The following is a 23,864-nucleotide window of genomic DNA, read 5'->3' as shown; positions in this document are numbered from 1 at the left end:
GGTGGTGCGGGGGCTGGCCTTGCCATGCTTGGCGGTGACGTACCGCCCACTAGTCGCGCTGCGGTAGCTCCCGCCGCCTCGACCTTCGCTCATATTGGTTCTCCATCGTTGATGCGACTCGTGTTCATCGCGAGTCGCAACGTGGAGCATCGAAGCGACAGATCGTGTCGCATCGGTTGGATGGTCGAGTTGTTCGCCGCTTCCCGAAGGACGAAGCGGCATAACCCCAGCAATTCGGCTGCTAGCGTCTCGTTCTGTTGGCGGAGGCCGCGTGGCCTACAGCAAGGGCCCGCCATCTAGCGGAGGCAGCTTTCAGCGATCCCACATTGAAAGCTGACCGGCAGAAAACGGCCCAGAAGCGGCCCCACCCGCATCAATCGCTCTTTGCTTGGTGGATCTCGATGGAGCACTTTATCGGTTCACTGAGCTGCTCTGCACGTTTACGGCATCCTGCGAGCACATCCGCATTGTCCTTCGCGAGCCGGGCGGCGTCGGCCAGTGCCCGCGCCTGCTGCGGATCGGCAACCTGCATAAGCCGCACGCCCGCGTCCCAAGGTGTTCGCCTGAGGATCGCCGCAGCCCGTTCCTCTGGCCAATGCCAGCTCTCGGGCGCGAGCTGAGCGATAACCGGGGGCACAACAGTGCCAAACGCAAAGCCGATCAATAGCGCCAAAGCGGCTGCCCCCGCGATCCAAAGCTGCTGGGTCTCCGCGGAATGGGCCGACGCGACAATCACCTTCAATTCCTGGACTGTGCCGGCAAGGGCATGGCTGGCGCCGTTCCATGCGCGATGATCGTCCGCTCGTCCCTGCGTGCCAGCCGCCTCGATCTGCTTAGCGACATCCTGCGGCGTCAATGCCATCGCAGGCCGCTTGGCCAGGATGTTGATCGCACCGCATACCTTCTCATAGCCGTCGCGGATCTTCTTCAAGTCCGGTCCATAGTCGCGCGCATGCAATTCCTGCTGCCGCGCGGCGAAGCCGTCGACCGCAGCGGTCAGCCCAGCAAGCTTGCGCGACATGTCGTTGAACGCCTGGACGGTCTGGTCCGCTTCTACGGGAGGTTCGTGGATACCCATGGCTACATTCCAATCCCAAGACCCCGATCGCGATCGATCGAGAAGGTGAGCTGACGGATGATCGAACGGGTGCGGGCATCGTCGCCGAGGGCCCGGCCCACACCGCCATCGCGGCTGCCCGGTGCCCATTCCGGCGACCACTGCCGGCCGATCAGCTCGCTGCCGCGCCGACTGAGCGCGGCGCCGAGCGCCGGGTCCTTCTCCAGCCCCTTCGCCATCGATCGCATGGCATTCTCGACACCAGCCCGCTTCTCTTCATTCTCCCACCCGCTCAGCTTGCCCCGACGCGCCTGGAGCTGCTGCCAAGCCTGGACGAACCGATCCGCGCGCATCTCCGGATTGGTGCGCACTTCTGCTTCGAGCTGCATCTGGCGAATGGCGTTGGCGGTGCGACCATTGGCCGCTTCGCTGACCAGGCCCGGCGTTCGCTCGAAGGCCATATCGAGATCGCGTGCGCCGTGGGGATACAGCGCGTTGACCGCCTCGGCAGTGCGCGCAAGTGCCGCCTTCTGCACTTCAAGCGGCGCGCGGCCCTGGCCGGTCATGCGGCCTGCATCCTGCACGGCACGCGCATAGCCTTCGACCGCCCGCTCCAGCTTCTGGGTCGCGGACGCCTCGGGCGCAGCCGCCGGCACCGAGATTTTGAGCCCATCGAAGCGCAGCTTGGTTGGCGCCCGTTCGGGCTCGGGTATGGACAGCCGCAATCCGTCGAACATTCCCCGGCGCCGGGCGGGTGCAGGCGCGCTACGCTCGGATTCGGCAAGCGGCTCCCTGGCAAGCGTATCGAGGATGCGCGACCGCTCGACACCGCGTCGTATGGCGAAGCGCTCGGCGGCTGCCTCATAGTCGAGGGCATTGTCCTTGGGCCGGTCGCGCGACAGCGTGCGGGCCAGCTTGCCTTGGTCGGCGAAGTCGTCCCGACCATAATGAAGCTGCACCGCATCGCGGTGCCGCGACAGCGCGACATAGGCAGCGTGCCGGTCGAGCCCTGGCGTCGCCAGCACATGGACGCGGTCGACAGTAACACCCTGCGCCTTGTGGATCGTGGCGGCAAAGCCATGGGTGACGTCGCCATAGTTCTTGTGGTCGAAAGCGACCTTGCGACCGTCGTCGAGCCGCACGGCCATGCGGGCGTGATCGACCTGTTCGATGGTGCCGAGACTACCATTCTTCACACCGAGGCTGCGTTCGTTGCGCAGGAACATGACCCTGTCGCCGGCCCCGAACAAGCGTTCTCCGCGCGTGGTTTCGACAGCAATATCAGTATCTAACGCCCCACTACGTTTCATCGCATCCCGGGCCAGCGCATTCAGTTCATCGCATTCTTGGTTGGTGTGGGTCAGAATCATGCGCGACGCTGCCGGATCGGCGATTCGCTCGCGATCCCAGCGCTCGATCAGCGCCGATCGCGCCTCGACTCGGGTCTCCGAGTCGAGGACCATGCCGGCTTCGGCATAAGCCTCCAGCGCCTCGGCCGTTCGGCCGGTCGCTAGCTGGCGCGTCGCCAGCCGCTGCCAGTCGTCGCGCTGTCGGCGAATGTCGGTGATCTCGATGGCGCCGTGCCGCTCGGCGACCGACCGGAACGCCGCCCCCGCTTCGATCGCCTGCAACTGCTCCGGATCGCCGACCAGCACCACCTTGGCGCGGCGCTTCTCGGCTTCGGCGATCACCCGCTCCATCTGGCGCGTGCCGATCATGCCGGCTTCGTCGATCACGAGGATCGATTTGTCGGTCAGTAGTTCACGACCCTGTCCCCATTGATGCTCGATGCTGGCAATGGTGCGCGACGTGATGCCCGAGCCGCTTTCGAGATTCTCGGCGGCGATGCCGGACAGCGCCAGCCCGTGCACCTGATAGCCAGCGCTCTCCCACGCTTCGCGTGCCACCCCGAGCATCGCCGATTTGCCGGTGCCGGCGTAGCCGACGACCACGCCCAGATCCCTGCCGCTGGTGACATGATCGAAGGAACTGCGCTGTTCGCTCGACAGCACCAATCCGCGCATCTCGGCGCGTGCCAAGGCAAGCTTGCGATGCGGCTCGTCCATGCCATGGCCGCGACGGGCGCCGAGCTTCACCGTCGCGCGCTCCAGCCGCGCTTCAGTCTCGATCATGTCACGGCTGGTGAAGCGATCTTCGCCGCGTCCGTCCTTGCCCAGTTTCACCAGCTCGGGCACCGCGCGCACCGCCGCCATCACTTGGTCGAACTGCTCCTTCCCTTCGCTATGGCGATGCACGAACATCGCCAGATCGCGGTTGGTGAAGGTCGCCTGGGTGCGGGTGATCGCGTCGAGCGCCAGCGCCGGACTGGCGAGCAGCTTCTCGCCATTGGCACGCGCGATCTCGTGATGCTCTTCCAGGCGCTCGGACGACAGCCCCTGTTCGGCCATCCGCGCCGCAGCCGGGCCGATCTTGTGCTGCGGCTCCAGCTCGATCCCCTGCGCTTCCAGTGACCGGTGATCGACACGTGCGTCGATATCGAGTTCGGCCAGTCGCGCATTGACGTGCCCGGCCCAGCGCTCGCGCCATGTCTCCAGCAGGTCGGGACGGTTCCAGTCGCGGTTCTTCTTGCCGAAACCCTCGGCATCCACCTCGCGCAATGCCAGCATGATATGCGCGTGCGGCTTGGGCTCGCCATCGGCGCCGATATCCCAATGGACATTGAGATCGGCGACCATCCCGCGGTTTACTAACTCTGCCTTGACGAACTCCCGCGCCAGCCGAATGCCCTCGGCCTGGTTCAGCTCGCGCGGGATGGCGAATTCGATCTCGCGCGCCAGTTGCGCGTCCTTGCGCAGTTCGACGGCCTCGACGGCATTCCACAGTTTCTCCCGATCGGCGAGATGCTCCGGCGCGCCGTCCGGCAGCAGCACTTCGGAATGGACGACGCCGGCCTTGTTCGAGAAGTCGTGATGCCGATCGAGCCGCTGATCGTGCAGCCGCGATGCGGAGCGATAGGCGGCAGCGGCAAGCGCCGACGATCCGCTGGCGCGGCTGATGATCTTGGCCGAGAAATGGTAGATCGCCATAGCGGCAATCCATTTACACCAAACAAGCGACGTCGGCACGACGTATAAGCGCGCCCTCAAAAGATTTCATCTTTTTCGCGACGTGATAATCCCAAGATGTTTCACGAAATTTGCGCTGATCGACACGGTTCCTAAATCACCGAACATCACCCATCAACTGTGGAGATTTCGATGCGCAAACCACGGGACTTTGATTCGGAACTGAAGGCGCTCGACAGAAAGGCACGACAGCTCAAACAAGCCAAACTCCAGCAGTTCGGCGAGCTGGTGGTCGCGACCGGTGCCGATGCGCTACCGGTCGAGCAGCTGGCGGGCGCTTTGCTCGCGGCTGTCGACGCGTCCGACATGATCGCACGGGAGGACTGGCGCCAGCGTGGCGCGGCCTTCTTTCAACGGCAGGGAAAAACTCGCGGCGGCGCTCGTTCGCGTGCGGCATCGGCTGCGGCAGCTGACGGCGGCACGGCACCGGCTGGAAGCGCAACAGGCGCGGAATGATACGCGGGAGTGGATGGTGAAGCGACGCGAGCGAACGCGTCAGCTGATCGAGCTCGGTGGCCTGATTGCTAAAGCCGGATTGGTCGAACTCACCGACGACGATCGCGCTGTATTGTTCGGTGTGATGATCGACGCTGCTGCCACGCTGAAAAGCGAACAACGTGATCAGGCGCTGACATTATGGCGACGACGCGGGCGTCGCGCCTTCGAGCAGCTGCAGAATGAGTAGTCCCCCCGCATCTTCCAACATATTTTAGCAGACGCTTTACATACGCTCCTATAATCCTACTGCCGGCACTATGCCGCAAATCAAGGAGCAGGGACGCAGAATGTCTGAGCAGAGCAATACAGACCCCGTTGAACTCGCAAGCGACCTCACCATTGCCTGGTTATCGAACCCGAACAATCGCGCGACGATGGACGATGTCTCCACGTTTCTGCGGAAGATGCATGCAGATGTGATTGAACTTTCGGGTGGGGTCGTGAACGCGGAAGTTGCGAGCGAAGAACCTGCGTCGGAAGAATTCACGCCGGCCGTCTCGGTCCGCAAATCGCTGGCCTCGAAAGACCACATCATCTCGCTGATCGACGGCAAGCCCTATCGCACCCTGCGCCGGCATCTGAGCACGCACGGCCTAACGCCCGAGGAATATCGCGCGCGCTACAATCTGAAGTCCGATTATCCGATGGTGGCGCCGACCTATTCGGAGCAGCGCCGCGCGATGGCGCACAAGATCGGTCTGGGCGCAAAGGGCCGTGCAGCACGCAACGCGCCTGCCGAAGCACCTGCCCCGAAGCCGGCGCGCAAGCCGCGCGCGAAGGCGGCACCGGCTGCCTGAATTCAATCGCGCGCCGAGGCTCGATGCCTCGGCGCGCGACGATCATGCGGCGGCAGCTTGCTTCAGCGCCGCGATGCGTTCTTCGCAGATCACCTGCACCGCCTGACCCAGCACTTCGACGCGTTCGCCCAGCCACGCCAGTTCCTCGGCGCTGATGCGGTAATGCTTCGAATAGCGCGCCTTCACATAGGCTTCCTTCAGCTTTTCGAAGCGCGAGCGGTCGACGCGCTGATCGCGTGGCCAAGCGTCTATCAGGCGCGGATCGATCCGCTCGGCCTGGGTGCGCAGGAAGGCCAGATTGTGCACATGCGGGGTGTAGAAGGTGCAGACCAATAGCACGCAGTGGTAGAGGCTTTCTGCGGTCTGATGCAGGTCGAACGCTGCCTGCTTGGAGTATTCCTTTTCGATTAGGAAGCGGGCCGCTTCAAAGCGTTTGATGGCTGCGGGGAACCACTCGTCGAAGTACTCCCGCGCCATCGCTAGCGCCTGCGTTGGTGTCTTCGGCTTAGGCTGGTGTAGTTCGCTAGGATCGCTCTGGTACAGCGCAATGCCGTCACGGGCGACGTCCATGAAGAAATAGCGGCCATGCGCCAGTCCATCGTTCACCTCTTGCAGCGTGTGCACGATGAAATTGACGGGCGTGCGCAGCGTCTTCGTGATCGCCAGTTCGCGGTTCAGCCGGTCCTCGGCGGTTGCCCAGAACTCCACCCGATCGGTAAGTTTGTCGCTGTTGACGATGACCAGAAGGTCGAAGTCCGACTGATAGCCCTTGGCGGTATGCGGTTCGTCGACCCAGCCGCCGCGCGCATAGCTGCCGTACAGGATGACCTTGAGGATGCGCGCCTGCTTCTTCCAGTCCGACGTGGCGATGGCGATCGCGTCGCCAAACTCCTCGAACAGGATCTGGACGACACGCTCCAGCTCGCGCTGCTTGGCTGGGGGCAGATGGTCGAGGCTAGTCCTCATGGATCGATCCTAACGCGCTGATGCCGCGGCGTACACCTCGCCCGGCGCGGCCGGGCGAGGTGTGGACTCTGTCATAGTCATTTGCCCCTCAGGGCGCGGTCGAGGGTAATGATTACGCGGGTGATGGTCTCTTCCACGTCCCCTACCGTGCAGCCATGCCGCCTGGCCGTTTCGATATAGTCCAAATCGTCGAACCGCACCGATCCGAAGATCGCCCGGTCCCGCTCGGGTAGTGCCCGAAACGCACGGCGCATCCGCCGTAGGCGAAGCCAGCGCATCATTGCCCCGCCTCCCCGTCCGAGACGAACCCGAGCAGGTAATCGGCCGCCTTGCTGGCAGCGCTCGCCGCGCGGAAGATCGCCTTTTCGTCCTCGCGCAGCACGGCCAACCAGCTGCCGATATAATCGGCGTGCCGCACCGTCGGCCGGATCGCCAGCGACGCGCAGGTGAACGCGCTCGTCATCTCGGCAACCAGCTCTTCCCGACTATAGGCGGCGCTACCGAACGCCCCAGACTGGTCGCGGTCGAAGCGCGAACCGTGCCCGGTCCAATGCCCCAACTCGTGCAGCACGGTGCGATACCAGTTGATGCGATTGTAAAACGCCAGCTGCGGCGGCACAGCGACATAGTCCCCCGCCGGGCTGTAATAGGCCTCCCCGCCCCCGATCCGGATATCGGCGCCGCACGCTTCCATCAGCGCATGCGCAGCCTGAATGCGGTCGGCCTCGGCCACAGATTCGCCCTGCTGCACCGCAGTCAGTCGCTCGGGCAATCCCTCGCACTGGTCGACATTGAACACGGTGAACCGCTTCAGAAACGCCAGCTGCCGCGCCTCGCGATCCTCGTCGCGCGCCCGCTCGGCCTCGTCCTTGGGCGTGAAGCGATCCGCATAACATATCGTCGTGCCCCGCTCACCCCGCCGCACGGTGCCTCCGGCCGCCTGGGCCTGTCGAAAGGTCAGCCAGCGCTGCGAGCCATACCGCCCCTCGATCACCGCCGCCCAGAGGATCAGCACATTAATCCCCGAATAGCGCCGCCCGGTCACCGCATTGGCCGGCATCGCACAGCCACATGCCGCCGCATCCCAAGGCTGCACCCAGGGCAGCCGCCCCTGCTCCAGTTCGGCAATCACCCGTCCCGTCACCTCGGCATAGAGGCTCGCGCGGTTCTCTTGTCCAACACCCATGGTCCTGCTCCTTCCAAAACACCGCAACCGGCGCCGGAAGGGCGGGGGGAGCGGCAGGAGCGAACCGGCAGTCCTGCCGTCGGAGGCAGGCCGCACCCGCAGGGCCGGAACACCGTGGAGGAGCCGGGCAAAGCCCGGCTTGCGGCATGCCGCGGCAGGACTAGAGGCGAGCGACGCTCCCCCTGCCCTTTGCGCGTGCCGGCGCACCAACGCCGCCGCGCCGCAGCGCGGCGACCGCCCTGTCAGCGCACCCGCGCTGCCGGGCGCCAGCGGCGCCCGGACCAAGAACCGCACCCTTGCAACCGGGCGGGCCTGCATGGGCGGCGTGCGCGCGCCACCACGTGCGCCAGCCGCCGCCCGTGCCTCCCGCCCGGGCAAGTGTGCCACGCGGGCACCAATACCTCGCGCGCCCTGGGGTCGCCGCAGGCGTGCGCCAGCGCGCGCACCACCCCCGCGTTCCGCTGCCGGCACCTGCCGGCCGCCGGTCCGCAGGATCGGCCAGCGTCCGCGATCAAAACCCGCAGGGCCGAGACGGCCATTCCGACTCGGCGCCGCGTCAGCGGCGTGCGAGCGCAGTCACGCCGCTGGCGTGGGACGCCATGAGACCGCCGCCCCCAATTCGCGAGCAATCTTGCGCAGCAATTCGGCGGGAAGAGTCCCCAGAACGACCTCTTCTTACCCCAGCAAGGCTCTTTTGCCGACCACCCCGCTCGATGCAAACTTGTCCCGGGGCGCTCCACCAACCCGCAAACGATGCAAGGTAATAGCAATGCAGATCCATCCCGACCCACCCGACCGCATTCTCCGGATCAAGACCGTGCTCGCACGCACCGGCCTGACCCGCTCCACCCTCTACCGAAAAATGGCAGCCGGCACCTTTCCCAAGAACATGCGGATTAGCACGCGGTGCATGGGCTGGCGGGAATCGGCGATCGCAGCGTGGCTCGACAACCCGATGCACGGGTCCCCAAACCAAGTTTCTGATTAGGGATGGCCACTACCCAAGCAGCCGACAGCCTGAGGATCAGATCCGATCCGTCACGAGCATGCTCCTGCGATCCGGGCTGGCGCACGGCAGGGTGACAGCCTCCCACCGCTCGAGCAATGCGCCGAACCAGGCGGCCAGCGCGCAGCGCTGTCCGCATGCCGGCGAACCGCCGGCCCTTGCGTTAGCGATCGTCACCGCGCCAGCGGCCGAGACCCGCCAGGGGCTCGGTGGAGCGTAGCGGCATAGAGCGCGGTCGTGCCAGTGGCGCGAAACGTCCTTCGCCCTTTTCTCTACAGCTTGTCGAAACCTACCTTTTCGGTCGCTCAGCGCCAGCCGATGGCAGCGAGAATGCTTCCCATGCAGCAAGGAACAGCGCCGCGATGATCGGCCCTGCGACAAAGCCGTTGAACCCCATCAACTCGAAGCCGCCCAGCGTGGCGAGCAGCACGATATAGTCCGGCATGCGCGCGTCATGGCCGACCAGGATCGGACGCACCACATTATCGACGCTGCTGATGATGAAAAAGCCGCACGCGAACAGCAACGTCGCCTGCCACACGGCCCCAGTGGCGAACAGGTAGAGGCTGATCGGCACCCAGATCAGCCCCGTGCCGATTGCGGGAAAGAGCGAAAAGACACCCATCGCCACCCCCCAGAACAGCGCGCCTGGAATCCCCAGAATCCAGAAGGTCAGACTGCCGGTGGCGCCCTGAAGGACAGCGACGATCAGGCTTCCCTTGATGGTGGCGCGGATCACGGCGAGAAATTTGGCGACGAGAATCGCGCGCTGCGGGCCCTCGATCGGCAAGGCACGCTCGATCCGTCCCGCAATCTCGCGGCCGTCGCGCAGCAGGAAGAAGGTGAGATAGAGCATCACGCCCCAATCGAGGAAAAAGCCCAGTGTGCCCTGGCCGACGCTCAGCACCCGGGCCGCCACCGCCTGGAAGCCGGTTGCAAGACCCTGGCTGAGCTTGGCGCGCAGCCCCTCCATGTCGCTGAGACCGACATCGCCGAGCCAGGCCCGCGCCCAGGCAGGCAATTCGCGCTGCAGGCCGGCAAACAGCCGGTCGAAATCGACGTCGCCGCTCTGCGTCCGCGCATAGAGCGCCTTGGCTTCGCCCAACAGTGCGCCGCCAAGCACTACTGCCGGCACCACCACCAGCGCGATGATCGTCAGCAGCGTGACAAGCGCAGCCAGATTGCGCCGGCGCGGCATGGCGCGCAGCAGGTGCGCATTGAGCGGCTCGAACAGCACCGCCGCGATCACCGCCCAAAGGATGGCGCCCGAAAACGGGGTAACCAGCCAGACAAAGGCAAGCGTCGCAACGGCGAGCAGCGCCAGTGCAAAGGCGCGGGCGAACGTCATGGGCACATCCTCATGTAGCGCCGCCCCGCGTGCGCGCCGGCCGGGATGCGGCACGCGCGATCCCGCGGAGGCGTGGCTTGCAGCTTTCGAGCGCGAGCAGCAAGGCGATGCCCAGCGCGACGGCGAAGGCCATGTCGCTCCATGCGATCGATCCGAATTTGAGCAGCGCCTGCGCCCAGGGAGCGAACAGGATCACCCCGGTCACGCCGAGGATCGCGGCGGCGATATACCGCAGCGCCATGTTATGCCGAACGAGTGCAGTACCGAGCGCGGCGCTGAACGCACGGTTGACCAGCACCAACGCAACGATCTCCGCGATCAGGGCGAAGAAAATGAGCGCGCGCAGTTCGGCCTCGGGCATGCCCGACCAGGTCTCGACCAGGAAGACCGTCGCCAACATCGCGAAGGCGAGGCACCCCTGGAAGACGCTCCACGCGATCATTGGCAGCGAGAAGAGCGGCTCGTCGGGTGCACGCGGGGGGCGCCGCATCACGTCGCCCTCCGCAGGTTCGGCTTCGAACACCAGCGCACATACGGGATCGATCACCATTTCCAGCAGCGCGATGTGGATCGGCCCGAACAGGATCGGCAGCCCGAAGAACAAGGGCAGCAGCGCGAGCCCTGCAATCGGCACATGCACGGCGAAGATGAAGGCCATGGCTTTGCGGATATTGTCATAAATCTGCCTGCCGAGCCGCACCGACCGGACGATCGACCCGAAATCATCGTCGAGCAGGACGATGGCCGACGCTTCGCGCGCCACGTCGGTGCCACGCTTGCCCATCGCGATGCCGATATGCGCGGCCTTGAGCGAGGGGGCATCGTTGACACCGTCGCCGGTCATCGCAACGATTTCGCCATCGGCCTTGAACGCCTGCACGATCCGCAGTTTCTGCTCGGGCATGATCCGCGCGAAGACGGTGACACTCCGGAGGCGCGCGGCGAGCGCAGCATCGTCCAGTGACGCCAGATCGGCCCCGGTGAGGACATCCCCCTCGGCGATCCCCGCCTGGGTCGCGATCGATCGTGCGGTCGCGGCATAATCCCCCGTGATCATCACGACGCGAATCCCTGCAGCCCGGCATTCCGCCACCGCAGCGGGAACGCTGGTCCGCAACGGGTCCGCCAGCCCGACCAGACCCGCCAGTGCATAGGCATAGTCGTGCTGGGTCGCCGCCCAGTTGCGGTCGCTCGGCGTGGCATTGGCAACCGCGAGCACGCGGATGCCCTCCGCCGCCATTGCCTCGACCGCCGCCGCCATGGACGCAGCATCCGCGGGCGCCAGCCGGCACAGCGTCGCGATCGCTTCCGGCGCTCCCTTGGCGCAGAGCGCAAGTTGCTCGCCATCGTCCCAGATGTTCGACATGGCGAGCAGTTCAGGGCGGAGCGCATAGGCATGTGCCACGGTGCCGCCACGACCGGACGCTGGCACCTGCGCACGCGCCGCGTGCAGCGCAACTTCCATGGGGTCGCTCGGCTCGACGGCGCTGGCGAGCGCCGCCGTTTCGATCAGTGCGTGATAGTCGGGCGGCACCGCGTCATCGCCGCGCACGCGGATCGTATCGCCAGAGGGCAGCCACAGCCGGGCGACCGACATACGATTTTCGGTGAGCGTGCCCGTCTTGTCGGTGCAAAGCACGGTCGCCGAGCCAAGTGCCTCGATGGCGGCGGCACGCCGTGTCAACACGCCAACCTTGCCCACCCGCCAGGCGCCCATGGCGAGGAACACCGTCAGCACGACGGGAAACTCCTCCGGCAACATCGACATGCCGATCGCAATGCCGGCAAGCGCCGCCTCGATCCAGCCGCCGCGCAACAGCCCGTAGAGCAGCACCACGAGCGCGGCGATCACGCCGCCGCCGATCCCGCACCAGGCGACCAGCCGGGCGGTTTCGCGGCGCAGACGCGGGGCGTCGGTGTCGAGCGTCGCGAGCGACTGGCCGATCCGGCCAATCTCGCTGCGCGGGCCGGTTGCCAGTACCCGCCCGACCCCGCTGCCGCGCGTCACAAGCGACCCCGAATAGACAAAGGGCTGACCTTCACCGCCCGGCCGGCGGGCAGCGTCGGTGCTGTCCGGGCCGGATGCGGTCTTGCCCACCGGCAGCGATTCGCCCGTCAGCAGCGATTCGTCGGTCTGCAGATCGGCGGCTTCGAGCAGGATCGCGTCCGCAGCTATCCGGTCGCCCTGTTCGAGGACGATCAGATCGCCACATACCACTTCGCGTCCCGGAATGCGGACGCGGACACCGTCGCGAAGCACCAGCGCGCGCGGTGCGGACAAGTCGCGCAGCGCTTCGAGCACATGCTCGGTGCGGGTTTCCTGGACGACGGTGACCACCACCGAAAAAGTCGCGAAGGCCAGAAGGATCAGGGCCTCGGCACGATCGCCGAGCAGCAGATAGGCGATGCCGCCGAGCAGCAGCAGCGCCAGCATCGGCTCGCGCAGGACTTCGACTAGGATGCGGAGCAGCGAGCGCTGCCCCGCACGCGGCAGCTCGTTCGGGCCTTCCTCGCGAAGCCGGGCCGCCGCCGCTTCGGTGCTCAAACCTTCCAGGGGTATGCTGACTGGGGGTGCTGTCACGACCGCCCGCGCCCGGCGCGACAGAGGCCAAGCCGCATTTGCGACGTGTCAGGCACGCGGCGTTGGCCCCGTACGGTCATGGGCAGGCACATCATTTTCCCTCTCGATCGGGCGCAGCCGGCGCATTATGACACCCCAGCCGCCGCAGCGTTCTTGGGTAATCTACCTACTGCTGCACCAGCCGATCGGTGGGAGAAGATGCATGGGCGCCCCTTCGCGGGGCTTTGCGACGCAGGGGAACGGTACGGCAGACAGGCGCGCAAGATCGTCCTCCTGCGTGACGACGGCATGCCACATCGTGTCGACGCCCCGTTCGCGGAGATAGTAAACTAAGTTCGGCTGATCGATGATCAATTCACCGCGGATGGGCCGAACCAGAAATGGACAGCGGGCTACATCCCTCCATTTCCCGATGAACGTCAGCGGCCCAGCGATCAAGCGCCTCCCGCTTCTCAGGAGCGTAGCTGTGAAGCGCGTAGACTCTCGCCGTGATGCCCTGCACGGCGTGGTTCAGCACTCGACCAACGATTGTCTCCGTGACGCCCAAGCGCACCATGTGCGTCGCCGCAGTTCTGCGCAAATCGTGGAGCACCCATGGCTGCAACGCGCCCCCAGATGCGGCGAGAAAAGCATCGAGCCGCTGCTTAAGTTTTGCGAAACCACTGATCGGGCTATTGCCGTCACTGGTCCAGACGTAATCCCCAAGCCTGGGTACGGACCGGAGCAACCGAACTGCGAGAGCCGAAAGAGGCACCAGATGCGGCCTGCCTGACTTCGCCGATTCCGATGGAATCACCCAAACCCCTGCGTCCAGATCGATTTGGTCCCAGCGCATCTCCGCCACCTCAGTTCGGCGTTGTGCTGTAAGTAGAAGCATTTTGATGAAACCACCGGCAGGATAACCGAGCAGGTCTGCACCAACGTAAACGCGCCGCACCTCATCCATCTCGAGGACACGATCGCGCGGATTCTCGATCTTCGGCTTGGCAATTGCCTCCGCTGGTGACGACTCTATCCAGTCCCGCGAGACAGCATATCGAAGAAGCGTGCGGATCAAAGTCAGATTCCGGTTCGGCGACACCTCGCCCTCAATCGACTCAATGAGTTCGCGCACATCCGCACGGCGGATAGTATCCAGTTTCCGGTCACCCCACTTTGGCAGAACGTGGATCTCCAAGCGCCGCTTTTGCAGCTGCCAGGAGCGGTTGTTTGGCTTGGCTACCTTGTCCAACCAATCCTCTGCCAGCTGACCGAACGTCCGGTTCACTCGCGGCGTGCCAGTCGTCGCCAAATCCTCAAGAAACCTGCGGGCCTCTTCGCGCGCCTTGCCCACGCCAAGCGTCGGGTAGGTGCCGAGCGTCTTATTGAGCACCTTAGTGCCCGCTCGCGTTCGCACGATCCATGCCTTCCGGCCACCTGCTCCGATGCGGAGCCGCAATCCGGTGACGAGATCGTCAGGATATTCTGCCTGTCCAACCGTAGGCGGCTTCAACGCGGCTACGCGAGTATCGGTCAACCTGGCCATGTTACCTATCGCTCCGTCAGGTAACGTTTTAGGTAACAGGAAATGAGACACTCCGCAATATTGGGGGATCTTCTGTACCCTTCCCTCTCTCCTAGAAAGACAGTTTCAGACGTCCTCGGAAGCCTCTTACCACGCCTTCTAAGCTTGGGGCCGCTGGTTCGAATCCAGCCGGGCGCGCCATTGCTCCCCCATCAGCGCGCCGCGTGCATCAATCGCACGCCGAAGACCGGGCCGGCGGTGTGGCCGGCGTGCGGCTCGAACCGGATAACGACCTGTTGCTTGCCGCGGGTCAGCGTCTCGGGCACCGGATAGTCGATGTCGACGAACACGCCCGGCTGGCTGGCATGCAGCGTTTCGGTGGCGACGCGAACCCCGTCGACCAGAATGTCGAACGCGCGGTTGCGCTCGTCGCCCCAATAGGTTGCCTGCAGCACCAGCGGCCCCGCTGCCGCCTTCATCCGGAACTGGAGGAAACCGCCGCTGCGCGCATCGCGGCCGTTCCGGCCGCGATACACGACGGGGTAGGAAATCGCGGAGATCAGGTCATGGTCCCGCTCGGGCTGCATCTCGCCCAGATGCATCACATCGACGGATCGCGCGGCGATGTCGGCGCGGCGTGCCTGTTCGGCGGCGTACACCGTCTTTTCCCGTTCCCAGCCGGCATCGGTGAAGCGCTTGAAATAGACTGCGCTGCGGCGGTCCCAGCCGCGATAGAACGGCGCGAACTGCAGGTCGCCGGGCCGTCCGACCCCACGGGCAACGAACCGGCTGCCCCCCTCCCCGGCCGGCACGAACCCGGCCAGGATGTCGCCCCCCACCAGCGCCGGTGCCGCTGCGTCAGGTGCATCCTTGTCCGCCGGCCCCAGATCGGCGGCCAGCACCAGCGGCCCGCGCAGGATGGCGACCTGATCGGGCGTCCCCGACGCCGGCTCTGCCCTAAGCGCGAGCGGCAGCGTCATGCGGAGCGTATCCCCTGCCTGCCACCGGCGCCGCACGATTGCATAGCCAGCCGCCCGCTCGCTCTGCACCGGCGCGCCATTGACCTCCAGCGTGGCGGAAGCGGCCCAGCCAGGCACGCGCATCGCCACTGCGAAATGGTCAGGCTTTGGCAGCGCGGCGAGCGTCAGCGTGACGGCGCCGTCATCGGGATAGGCGGTGGATAGCGTCCATTCCGCCTGCCGCGTCGACCAGCGCGCATGGGCGGGGATGAACAGGTTCACGAGCAGCGTGTCGCCGCCGTCCCAGAAGATAGATTCGCCATGCTTCGCATGGCTCTCCATGCCGCTGCCGACGCAGCACCAGAAATCCTCGGTCGGCGAAGACCATTCGCGGCGGCTGCCCGCCATCAGCGGCATCATATAGGCGAACATGCCCGTCGCCGGATTCTGCGCCGCCAGAATATGGTTGAAATGGGTACGCTCGTAATAGTCGAACAAGGCGCCGTCGGGCTGCCAGCCGAACAGGTGCCGGGTCAGCTTGAGCATGTTGTAGCTGTTGCAATGCTCGCAGGTCTGCTCCGTCACATGCAGGCCGACCGTGTCGGGCGCGAAGAAATATTCGCGGTCGGCATTGCCGCCGATGACATAGCTGTGATGGGTCGTCACCGTCTCCCAGAAATACCGCGCGGCGATGGCGGGCGTGGCACGGCCGGTCAGCTCGTGGATGCGCGCCATTCCGATCAGCTTGGGGATCTGGGTGTTGGCGTGGTGGTTGGCGAGATCGTCCTGCCGCTGTTCGAGCGGATCCAGCACCTTGTCGTCGTGGATGCGTTCGGCAACCAACATCCATTGCCGGTCGCCCGTACGCGCGGAAAGCTCGGCGAAACTTTCGTTCAGGCCGCCATATTCGCACCCGAGCACCGTCTGCAGCTGTTCAGCGCTGAGGCCGGCGAACAATCGCTTGAAATAGCCTGCGAGCCCGGTCGCCACCGTCAGTGCCTGCGCGTTGCCGCACAGTGCCTGCGCATCGAGAAGCCCCGCAAAGGTCTTGTGGATATTGTAGAGCGGCGACCAGGCCCCGTTCAGATCGAACCCGCTGGAGCGAATATCGCCAGCCGCGATTTCGCGGAAAATCTCTTCGCCATCGACCAGCGTGCCGTCTTTCCGCTTGCGCAGCAGCGCACCGACATAACCGGTGCCGCGGGCCTTTTGCGTCTCGGCGAGTTCGGCAACGATATAGTCGGCACGGCGCTTCGCCTCCGAATCTCCGGTCTGGGCATGGAGTAGCGCCAGCGCGGACAGATAATGGCCCAGGCAATGGCCGGCGATCGTATCGCCTTCCCAGCCGCCATAGACAGCACCCTTCGGGGTTAGCCCCGCCCCTTTACGGAAATGGTGGAGCAGCCGATCCGGTTCGAGGCTGTAGAGATAGCGCCGGTTTGCCTCTACGGCGGTCAGGAACGGAGACGGGAGCAACCGAACATCGCTGAGCGGCAACGGCGTGGCCCGGTCCGGCAACGTCCCGCGTACATCCATGCCGTGCGCCGTGCCGGCGACCACTGCCGCCACGCCGGCGCCGATCATCCATTCGCGCCGGTTGCTGGTCACGCACGCCATATTCCAACTCCCCATAACAAGCATACGTTATACGATCAGACCTTGATCCGGCAACCACACACCTACCAGGCCGATGCAGCCGCTTGCCTGAGACCGCGTCGCTGGGGCAATGCGGATGAACCGCCATGCGAGCCCACTCGTATTCGGCAGTCAGGTCAACCGGGGGGAATGCAGGAATGAGCGAAGCGGCCACGCCGACCTTGTCGAAAGGACGCTGGTACGTCGTCCTTATCCTGGCGCTCGTCTATGCACTGAACATCGCCGACCGCTATGTCGTCTCGACGGTGCTGGAGCCGATCCGCGTCGAATTCGGGCTTAGCGATGCCGGGGTCGGCTGGCTGACCGGGGTGTCGCTGGCCCTGTTCTATATCACGGTGGGGCTGCCCATCGCCCGGGTCGCCGATCGAGCGAACCGGCGCAACATCGTCGCCAGCGCGATGATCCTCTGGTCGGCGATGACGGCATTGCTTGGCCTCACCCAGAACTGGTGGCAATTCCTGCTCGCACGGATCGGCGTCGGCATCGGCGAGGCGGGCGGGACGCCGCCTTCCACTTCGATCATCGCCGACAATTTCCCGCGCGGGCGCCGTGCCTATGCGCTCACCATCTACGCGCTGGGCCTGCCGCTGGGCGCGTGGCTGGGGTCAAGCGTAGCGGGGGAAATCGTCGGCCATTTCAACAACTGGCGTGCCGCCTTCATTGCGCTTGGCGTGCCCGGCGTCCTTTTCGGCTTCGTCATCCTGCTGACCGTGCGCGAGCCGGTGCGCGGCCGGTTCGAGCTGCTGACCGAAGACAGTGCCCCGCCCGCCAGCTTTGTGGAAACCTGTCGCTTCCTGTGGACCCAGCGTTCGGCCTGGCACATCAACGCCGCCGGCACCGTGATCTGCCTCTGGGGCTGGGGCCTGCTGTTCTGGACCCAGACCTATTTCGAGCGTGCCTTCCACCTCTCCACGGCCGATGCCGGCCAGCGGCTTGGCACGATCTATTTCTGGGCAGGGACCGCAGCGACGATTGCCACCGGCGCCATTCTCGCCCTGCCGAAGATGGAGGAGCCGAAGTGGATCGCGCGTTTCCTGGGCGTGATCGTGCTGCTGTCAACGATCCCTTCGTTCCTCATCTACTGGACGCATTCGCTGACGGTGGCGACGGCGATGCTGTGGATCGTCGTCCCGGCAGTCTATCTCTATGTCGGCCCGACCATGGCGCTGCTGCTCAACTTCCTGCCGGCAACGATGCGCGCGCAGGGCATGGCGATCAGCCTGCTGACCGCCAATGTCGCCAATCTGATCATCGCACCCGCCAGCGTCGGCTGGCTGAGCGATCTGCTGGCGGGGACGATGGGTAACAACACCGAATCGCTCCGTTATGCGCTGCTCGCCCTTTCGTTGACCGGGTTCTGGGCCGCCTATCATTACCTCACCAGCGTACGCACCTATGGCCCCGACGACGAGCGCGTCCGCGCGGCCAGCATTGCCCCGCGCACAGCCGGCATTGGCGCGGGAGAATCTGCCCTGTGAGCGTGCTGGCGCTGCTGCTCGCCATGGCCTCCGGCATCGCGGCACCGGACTATAGCCGCGGCGAAAACTGGCTATGCCGGCCAGGCCGGGCTGATGTGTGCGGTGACGACCTGGCGATGACACGCATCGCCGCCAACGGCAGCGCAAGGAGGGTGCCGGCACCGCGACAGCGGCCGCGCGATGTCGATTGTTTCTATCTCTATCCCACCGCCTCGCTCGACCCTGGCGACAACAGCGACTTGACGCCGGGCGAAGGCGAGAAAGGCCAGACGACCGCGCAATTCGCGCCATTTCGCAGCGTCTGCCGCCCCTTTGCTCCCATTTACCGCCAGGTCACGCTCACCGCGCTCCGCAAGGCGATGGGCGGAAACGGTGCGTCCCTCGCCGCAGCACTCGACTTCGCCTATCGCGACGTGCGCGCGGCGTGGCGAAGCTATCTGGCACGCGACAATGGCGGACGGCCCTCCGTGCTGATCGGGCATAGTCAGGGTTCGCTGCTGCTGAAACGGCTGATCGCCGAGGAAATCGACGGCAAGCCCATCCAGAGGCACATGCTCTTAGCGATTCTGCCGGGCACCGCCGTGCAGGTGCCGGTGGGTGGCGATGTCGGCGGCAGTTTCCGCACGGTGCCCTTGTGCCGCGAGGCAGGTCAGCTCGGCTGCGTCGTCACCTGGGCTAGCTATCGCGCCGACGCCACCCTGCCCGCCAACGCACTGTTCGGCCGTTCCGAAGCGCCCGGGCAGGAAGCCGGCTGCACCAATCCCGCGCGTCTCGCCGGCGGCACGGCGCCGCTCGATCCGATCCTCGGCTTTCCATGGTGGAAGGGCGGCTATGCGCAATATGCAAAGCCGGCGACCGGCTGGCCGGTGGCAACGCGCTTCGTGCAAATGCCCGGTCTCCTTTCGGCGACCTGTGTCCGGGCGGGCGGGTTTCACTATCTGGCGGTGCAAGTGGCCCCCTCGGCAGCGCCCGCCCTTGCCGATATCGTCGTCGGCACCGGCGCGATCGGCGACACCGCCTTTCCCGACTGGGGCATGCATGTCGCCGATATGGCAATTATCGGAGGCGATTTGCTACGCCTGGTTTCCGCCCAGCGCGCTGCCTGGCGCCGCCGCTCGCAAAGGCACTGAAGCCGCCGGCCGGGTCGAAACCCGACCGGCAGCAAGCCTCAGAACTTCACCTTCGCGCGTACACCGATGGTGCGCGGGCGAGCGACAGTGATGCGGCTGCCCGGCTGGTACACCTGATAATAGGTGGCGCGGGCGATGTTGGTCACGCCGACGCCGTTGACCAGATTGTTGCCGTACAGCCCGAACTCCAGATTGCCGATGTCATAGGCGACGGCGGCGCTCAGATTGTGCGTCTCGGGGATCACCGCCCAGGTCTGGCTCGGCCCGGTGGCCGCCAGCTTGCCGTTCTGGAACGTCGTGGTGAAGTTGTTGAACGTGGTGTTCTGCGTCGACTGGTACTGATAGCCCGCCTGGACGTGCAGGTCGCCCTTCGCCATGCGCCGGTCATAGAAAACCTGCGCGCTGGCGGTCCATTGCGGGTAATAAGGTGTACGGTCGCCGTCGAAGGCGCCGACCGTCGGAATGTCGCCATTGGCCCGCGAATCATTGTACGATCCGCTCAGTTGCAGCGTCACGTCCGGCGTGGCCTTGACCATGGTTTCGACTTCCAGCCCCTTGCTGGTGATCTTCCCCTTGTTGTCGGTGAAGAAATAGGAGCAATTGAGCCGCAGCCGGGTCTGCACGTCGCTCCAGTCGATATAATAGGCGCTGGCATTGAGCGTCACGCGCCCGTCCGCCAGCCGCGCCTTTTCGCCGATGGTGTAGTTCCACAGCTTGTCAGGACCGAAAGTGAGCGGCGCCGAGCGATAGCCATAGCCGGCCAGGTCCGACGAGCACTGCCCGGCGATGCCGGCGGTGCCCAGCGGCACCGGCTGGTTGCCGCCGCCATAGCGGAAGCCCTTGGCCACCTCGCCATAGACCATCAGATTGTCGTTGACCTTGTAGGAGATGTTACCGCGCGGGTTCGCCCCCGTGGAAGACAGCGTGGCATTGGTCGTCAGCGGCAGATGGTCGACCACGCCGTACACGCCGCTTTCGAACAGGTAATATTTTTCCCGGAAATCGAAGTAGCGAAGGCCGGCGGTAAGATCGAGCTTGCTGGTGGCGTGCCATGTGCCGTCGGCATAGACCGCGACCTGCCGCTCATCGACATCCTGCAGGCCCGAGAAGATGTCGTCAGGCTGGAAGGCCGCATCCACCGTCTGCGAATTGTACAGCTTGTCCGGCGTGTTGAACGGGCCGTAGAACAGATTCTGGTACGAAAGCTTGTCGAAGCCCGGCGTCGGAATGTCCTGGCGCAGGTGCCGCTTCTGCTTTTCGTAATAGACACCGACCGTCCAGGTGACGGGGCCGCCCGGCTTCGAAACCAGCCGCCCTTCGAGCATATAGTCTTTAAGCCGCTGGTCGATCTGGTAGAGCTCGGCCGGCAGTTTCAGCGCGATGTCCTTGCTGAAGCTGGTCGGTGCCTTGAACAGCGGGTAGGTCGTGCTGCTGATCGGCAGGCCGCTGTTATAGTCCTGGAAGAAATAGGCGATCTGCGGTTCCACACTGGCGTCGAAGCCGATGGTGCGATCGGTATAGGCGCCCGATACGACGATATCGGCGATGCCGGCATCATAGTCCGCGCCAAGCGTATAGAGGCGGAAACGATCCTCCGTGCCTTCGGGGCCATTGGTCAGGATAGTGTGCCGGTTGAGGCCGTCGAATGCGACGTTCAGGCCCATGGCGCGGCTGCGCTCATAGGTGAACGCGGCATCGACCGTGAGCTGGGGATCCGGCGTCCAGCGCAGCGCGACGCGGCCCTGATAGGTGTCGTTGCGGTTGGCGTCGGTCTGGTTGTGGCGACCGATATTGTCGATCCATCCGCCATCGCGGGCAGCGTAGACATTGGCACGAACCGCCAGCGTGTCGTTGACCAGCGGCAGGTTGAGCATAGCCCGGCCGTTGAAGCTCGCCTCGCCATGCTCGGTCGTCGCGGCCCCCGCCTCGGCCGTGCCGAAAAAGCGGTTCATTACCGGCTTGGCTGTCACGAAGCGGACCGTACCGGCCATCGAGCCGGCGCCGTACAGCGTACCCTGCGGCCCGCGCAGCACCTCGACGCGCTCGAGGTCATAGACCTTGAGGTCGGGCGTCTGGCCCTGCACGGAAATGGGCGTGTCGTCGAGATAGACCGCCACCAGCGACCGGTCCGAGGTGTCGGACGTCGCATAGGGGCCCGTCGACAGGCCGCGCATGTTGAATTTCTGGAAGCCCGGCGCGCCCTCGGTGATCGACAGCGACGGCGTGAACTTGGCGATATCTACCAGATTGCCCTGGCCGCCGCGGGTGATCTCCTGCACGTTCACCACAGCGACCGCCATGGGCACCTTCTGCAGCGATTCCGCGCCAGAGCGGTTGGCGGTGATGACGATTTCGCCAAGCGCCGCACCGTCACGCTGCGCATCCTGGCTCTGGTCGGCAGGCGCCGCGCCGGACTGCGCCAAGGCTGCCACCGGCAGTACGAAGCCCATAGCTGCCCCCGAAAGCAGCATAGCCGTCGTCCGGGCGAGACGCGCTCCGCCTACGCCCGCGTCGAAACCAATCATCCTTCTTCTTCTCCCCTGCCCCGATATGCGTTTCCGCGCCGGTCCCGCAAAACAGCGCGCCTGGGGACGAACCCAAGGATGGTCCCCGCGCCAGCTCGCCCGAAAGACCGGCAGGCGAATACGAAAGCGGCAAAGGCCCTATCCAATATTGTCACAAGATGGAAATGAAACTGTCAGGCTAAGCGCATGTCTTCCGGCGGGAACCGGGCACATCGCTTGCCCTTAGCGCGGAATACGTTATACAAATTCGCTTTTATGGGAGAAGCAGGCGTGCAGGGTTCCAAAAAGCGGCTGGCAGCTTGTCTGGCATGGAGCGCGTCTGCCCTTTGCGTCCCGCAAGGCACGGCCCTTGCTGCCCCGCATGCACCCACGCACCGCACCGCCCACAGCGAGGATCAGCGCTTCCAGGCAATCTACACAGCGGAATGGAAGTGGCGGCAAAGCTTCGACTCGGTCGATGAGGATAGCGGCGACACCGTTCCCGCCCATCTGCCCGATGTGAGCACCGCGACCCAGGCTGCCAAGTTGCGCACGTGGCAGGGCGTGGCGGCAAAGCTCGCGACCATCCGCCCGGAGCGCCTGTCTCCCGCCAACCGCATCAACTTCGCCGTCTATCGCTATCAGATCGACAGCCTGCTCGCCGCGCAACGCTTCCGCGACTATGAAAAGCCGCTGACCGCCGACACCAGCTTCTGGAGCGATCTGGCCGGCGTCGCGCGCCAGACCTTCAAGACCGAACGCAATTATCGCGACTATCTGTCGATGCTGGCGGACATGCCGCGCCATTTTGACCAGCAGATCGCGAACATGAGGGCGGGGCTGGCCCGCGGCTTCACCCCGCCGCGCGTTACGCTTGCGGGGCGCGATGCGGGAGTTGCGGCGGTAGTCGATCCGAAGACGCCCGAAGAAAACCCCTATTACGCGCCGTTCAGGCAGATGCCCGCCACGATCCCGGCGGCCACCCAGACAGCATTGCGCAGCGCCGCGATTGCCGCGATCCGCGACAAGGTGCTGCCGGCGCACCGCGCCCTGCTGGCCTTTCTGCGCGACGACTATATCCCGCACAGCCGCACCGCGCTCGACGCCACCTCGCTGCCCGACGGCAAGGCCTATTACCAGGCGAAGATCCGCGAATTCACCACGCTGGACCTGACGCCCGACCAGATCCACCAGATCGGGCTCGACGAAGTCGCCAAGATCCGCGCGCAGATGCAGGACGTGATGCGCGAGGTGAAGTTCGGCGGCGATCTGCCGGCCTTCCTCGCCTTTCTGCGCAGCGATCCGCGCTTCTATGCCAAGACCCCCGAGGAACTGCTGCACGACGCCGCGTGGATCGCAAAGACGTTCGACGGCAAGGCAAAGGACTGGTTCGGCCATCTGCCGCGCAGCCGCTTCGCGATCGTGCCGGTGCCGCCGGAAATCGCGCCTTTCTATACCAGCGGACGCGGGGGGCCGGGCGTCTATCTCGTCAACACCTATAACCTGCCGGCGCGCCCGCTCTATTCGTTGCCGGCGCTGACGCTGCACGAAAGCGCGCCGGGACACGCCTTCCAGATGCCGCTTGCGGCCGAGAACAAGGGCCTGCCGCCCTTCCGCCAGAACAGCTATATCTCGGCCTATGGCGAAGGCTGGGCGCTCTATTGCGAGTGGCTGGGTCAGGAAATGGGCATGTATGAAACGCCCTATGACCGGTTCGGCATGCTCAGCTACCAGATGTGGCGCGCGGCGCGGCTGGTCGTCGACACCGGCATCCATGCGAAGGGCTGGACCCGCGAACAGGCCCAGCGCTACCTGCACGACAATACCGCGCTTGCCGATCACGAGATCGAAACCGAAGTCGATCGCTACATCGCCTGGCCGGGTCAGGCGCTGAGCTATTATCTGGGCGAGAAAGCCATCCTCGACCAGCGCGCCCGCGCCGAAAAGGCGCTCGGCAGCCGCTTCAACATCCGCGCCTTTCACGATGCGGTGCTGGCACTGGGATCAGTACCGCTGCCGGTACTGACGACACGGGTCGACCAGCTCATCGCAGCAGGCGGCAAAGGCCCCTATCCCGACGAGGAATAGGTGGCCGGGGGGAGAGGCCC

General features: G+C 65.1%; 17 protein-coding genes. 7 read left to right on the top strand and 10 right to left on the bottom strand.

The genetic code is table 11. The annotated features are described in order from the left end of the window. Window positions 1–373: 373 nt before the first annotated feature. Together ACT53K_RS04955 and traA are read right to left on the bottom strand one after the other, a co-directional pair. The gene (locus tag ACT53K_RS04955; protein WP_476227446.1) at window positions 374–1,078 is read right to left on the bottom strand and encodes a DUF6118 family protein; all 705 of its coding nucleotides are present in this window, start codon (window positions 1,076–1,078) and stop codon (window positions 374–376) included. Between the two features lie 2 nt (window positions 1,079–1,080). Beyond that, on the bottom strand, window positions 1,081–4,104 hold the full coding sequence (gene traA / locus ACT53K_RS04950) for a Ti-type conjugative transfer relaxase TraA (RefSeq protein ID WP_476227445.1): 3,024 nt from the start codon (window positions 4,102–4,104) through the stop codon (window positions 1,081–1,083). Between the two features lie 171 nt (window positions 4,105–4,275). Between traA and ACT53K_RS04945 the strand changes: the two genes are divergently transcribed. The 3 genes from ACT53K_RS04945 to ACT53K_RS04935 all read left to right on the top strand — a co-directional run bounded on the left by ACT53K_RS04945 (window position 4,276) and on the right by ACT53K_RS04935 (window position 5,438). Continuing rightward, the gene (locus ACT53K_RS04945; protein ID WP_476227444.1) at window positions 4,276–4,599 is read left to right on the top strand and encodes a conjugal transfer protein TraD; all 324 of its coding nucleotides are present in this window, start codon (window positions 4,276–4,278) and stop codon (window positions 4,597–4,599) included. Window positions 4,600–4,612: 13 nt separating this feature from the next. Then, complete coding sequence (locus ACT53K_RS04940) at window positions 4,613–4,828, top strand: conjugal transfer protein TraD (protein WP_476227443.1); 216 nt, start codon at window positions 4,613–4,615, stop codon at window positions 4,826–4,828. Window positions 4,829–4,928: 100 nt separating this feature from the next. After that, complete coding sequence (locus ACT53K_RS04935; protein ID WP_476227442.1) at window positions 4,929–5,438, top strand: Ros/MucR family transcriptional regulator; 510 nt, start codon at window positions 4,929–4,931, stop codon at window positions 5,436–5,438. A gap of 42 nt (window positions 5,439–5,480) precedes the next feature. Here ACT53K_RS04935 and ACT53K_RS04930 read toward each other — a convergent pair whose 3' ends face one another. From ACT53K_RS04930 to ACT53K_RS04920, 3 genes are all read right to left on the bottom strand, one after another. Continuing rightward, on the bottom strand, window positions 5,481–6,404 hold the full coding sequence (locus tag ACT53K_RS04930) for a HEPN domain-containing protein (RefSeq protein ID WP_476227441.1): 924 nt from the start codon (window positions 6,402–6,404) through the stop codon (window positions 5,481–5,483). A gap of 77 nt (window positions 6,405–6,481) precedes the next feature. Continuing rightward, entirely contained in the window at window positions 6,482–6,685 is a 204-nt protein-coding gene (locus ACT53K_RS04925; protein ID WP_476227440.1) for a sigma factor-like helix-turn-helix DNA-binding protein, read from the bottom strand. After that, window positions 6,682–7,590 carry an ArdC family protein gene (locus tag ACT53K_RS04920; protein ID WP_476227439.1) on the bottom strand — a complete coding sequence of 303 codons (909 nt, stop codon included), beginning with the start codon at window positions 7,588–7,590 and terminating at the stop codon, window positions 6,682–6,684. Before ACT53K_RS04920 ends, ACT53K_RS04925 begins: the two co-directional genes overlap by 4 nt. Before the next feature lie 769 nt (window positions 7,591–8,359). Here ACT53K_RS04920 and ACT53K_RS04915 point away from each other — a divergent pair. Next, entirely contained in the window at window positions 8,360–8,578 is a 219-nt protein-coding gene (locus tag ACT53K_RS04915; protein ID WP_084581907.1) for a helix-turn-helix transcriptional regulator, read from the top strand. A gap of 307 nt (window positions 8,579–8,885) precedes the next feature. On the opposite strand, the gene ACT53K_RS04910 is transcribed toward ACT53K_RS04915, so the two are convergent. The 4 genes from ACT53K_RS04910 to ACT53K_RS04895 form a co-directional block, all read right to left on the bottom strand. Further along, window positions 8,886–9,944, bottom strand: coding sequence for an AI-2E family transporter (locus tag ACT53K_RS04910; protein WP_476227438.1), 1,059 nt, complete (start codon window positions 9,942–9,944; stop codon window positions 8,886–8,888). Between the two features lie 10 nt (window positions 9,945–9,954). After that, window positions 9,955–12,498 carry a cation-translocating P-type ATPase gene (locus tag ACT53K_RS04905; RefSeq protein ID WP_476227972.1) on the bottom strand — a complete coding sequence of 848 codons (2,544 nt, stop codon included), beginning with the start codon at window positions 12,496–12,498 and terminating at the stop codon, window positions 9,955–9,957. 382 nt (window positions 12,499–12,880) lie between these two features. Further along, the gene (locus tag ACT53K_RS04900) at window positions 12,881–14,050 is read right to left on the bottom strand and encodes a tyrosine-type recombinase/integrase (RefSeq protein WP_476227437.1); all 1,170 of its coding nucleotides are present in this window, start codon (window positions 14,048–14,050) and stop codon (window positions 12,881–12,883) included. A 191-nt stretch (window positions 14,051–14,241) separates the two neighbouring features. Further along, on the bottom strand, window positions 14,242–16,605 hold the full coding sequence (locus tag ACT53K_RS04895; RefSeq protein WP_476227436.1) for a beta-L-arabinofuranosidase domain-containing protein: 2,364 nt from the start codon (window positions 16,603–16,605) through the stop codon (window positions 14,242–14,244). A gap of 176 nt (window positions 16,606–16,781) precedes the next feature. Here ACT53K_RS04895 and ACT53K_RS04890 point away from each other — a divergent pair, with 176 nt between their 5' ends. Continuing rightward, window positions 16,782–18,122, top strand: a complete 1,341-nt coding sequence (locus ACT53K_RS04890; protein WP_476227435.1) for a spinster family MFS transporter — start codon at window positions 16,782–16,784, stop codon at window positions 18,120–18,122. Further along, entirely contained in the window at window positions 18,119–19,252 is a 1,134-nt protein-coding gene (locus ACT53K_RS04885) for a DUF3089 domain-containing protein (RefSeq protein ID WP_476227434.1), read from the top strand. Before ACT53K_RS04890 ends, ACT53K_RS04885 begins: the two co-directional genes overlap by 4 nt. A 38-nt stretch (window positions 19,253–19,290) precedes the next feature. Here the strand turns inward: ACT53K_RS04885 and ACT53K_RS04880 are convergent, their stop codons facing one another. Further along, window positions 19,291–21,702, bottom strand: a complete 2,412-nt coding sequence (locus tag ACT53K_RS04880; protein ID WP_476227433.1) for a TonB-dependent receptor — start codon at window positions 21,700–21,702, stop codon at window positions 19,291–19,293. Between the two features lie 345 nt (window positions 21,703–22,047). Here ACT53K_RS04880 and ACT53K_RS04875 point away from each other — a divergent pair, with 345 nt between their 5' ends. Beyond that, on the top strand, window positions 22,048–23,844 hold the full coding sequence (locus ACT53K_RS04875; RefSeq protein ID WP_476227432.1) for a DUF885 domain-containing protein: 1,797 nt from the start codon (window positions 22,048–22,050) through the stop codon (window positions 23,842–23,844). Window positions 23,845–23,864: the final 20 nt, after the last annotated feature.

The organism is Sphingomonas sp. DMC8 (genome assembly GCF_056314185.1).
This window is presented reverse-complemented; position numbering and strand designations above follow the sequence as displayed.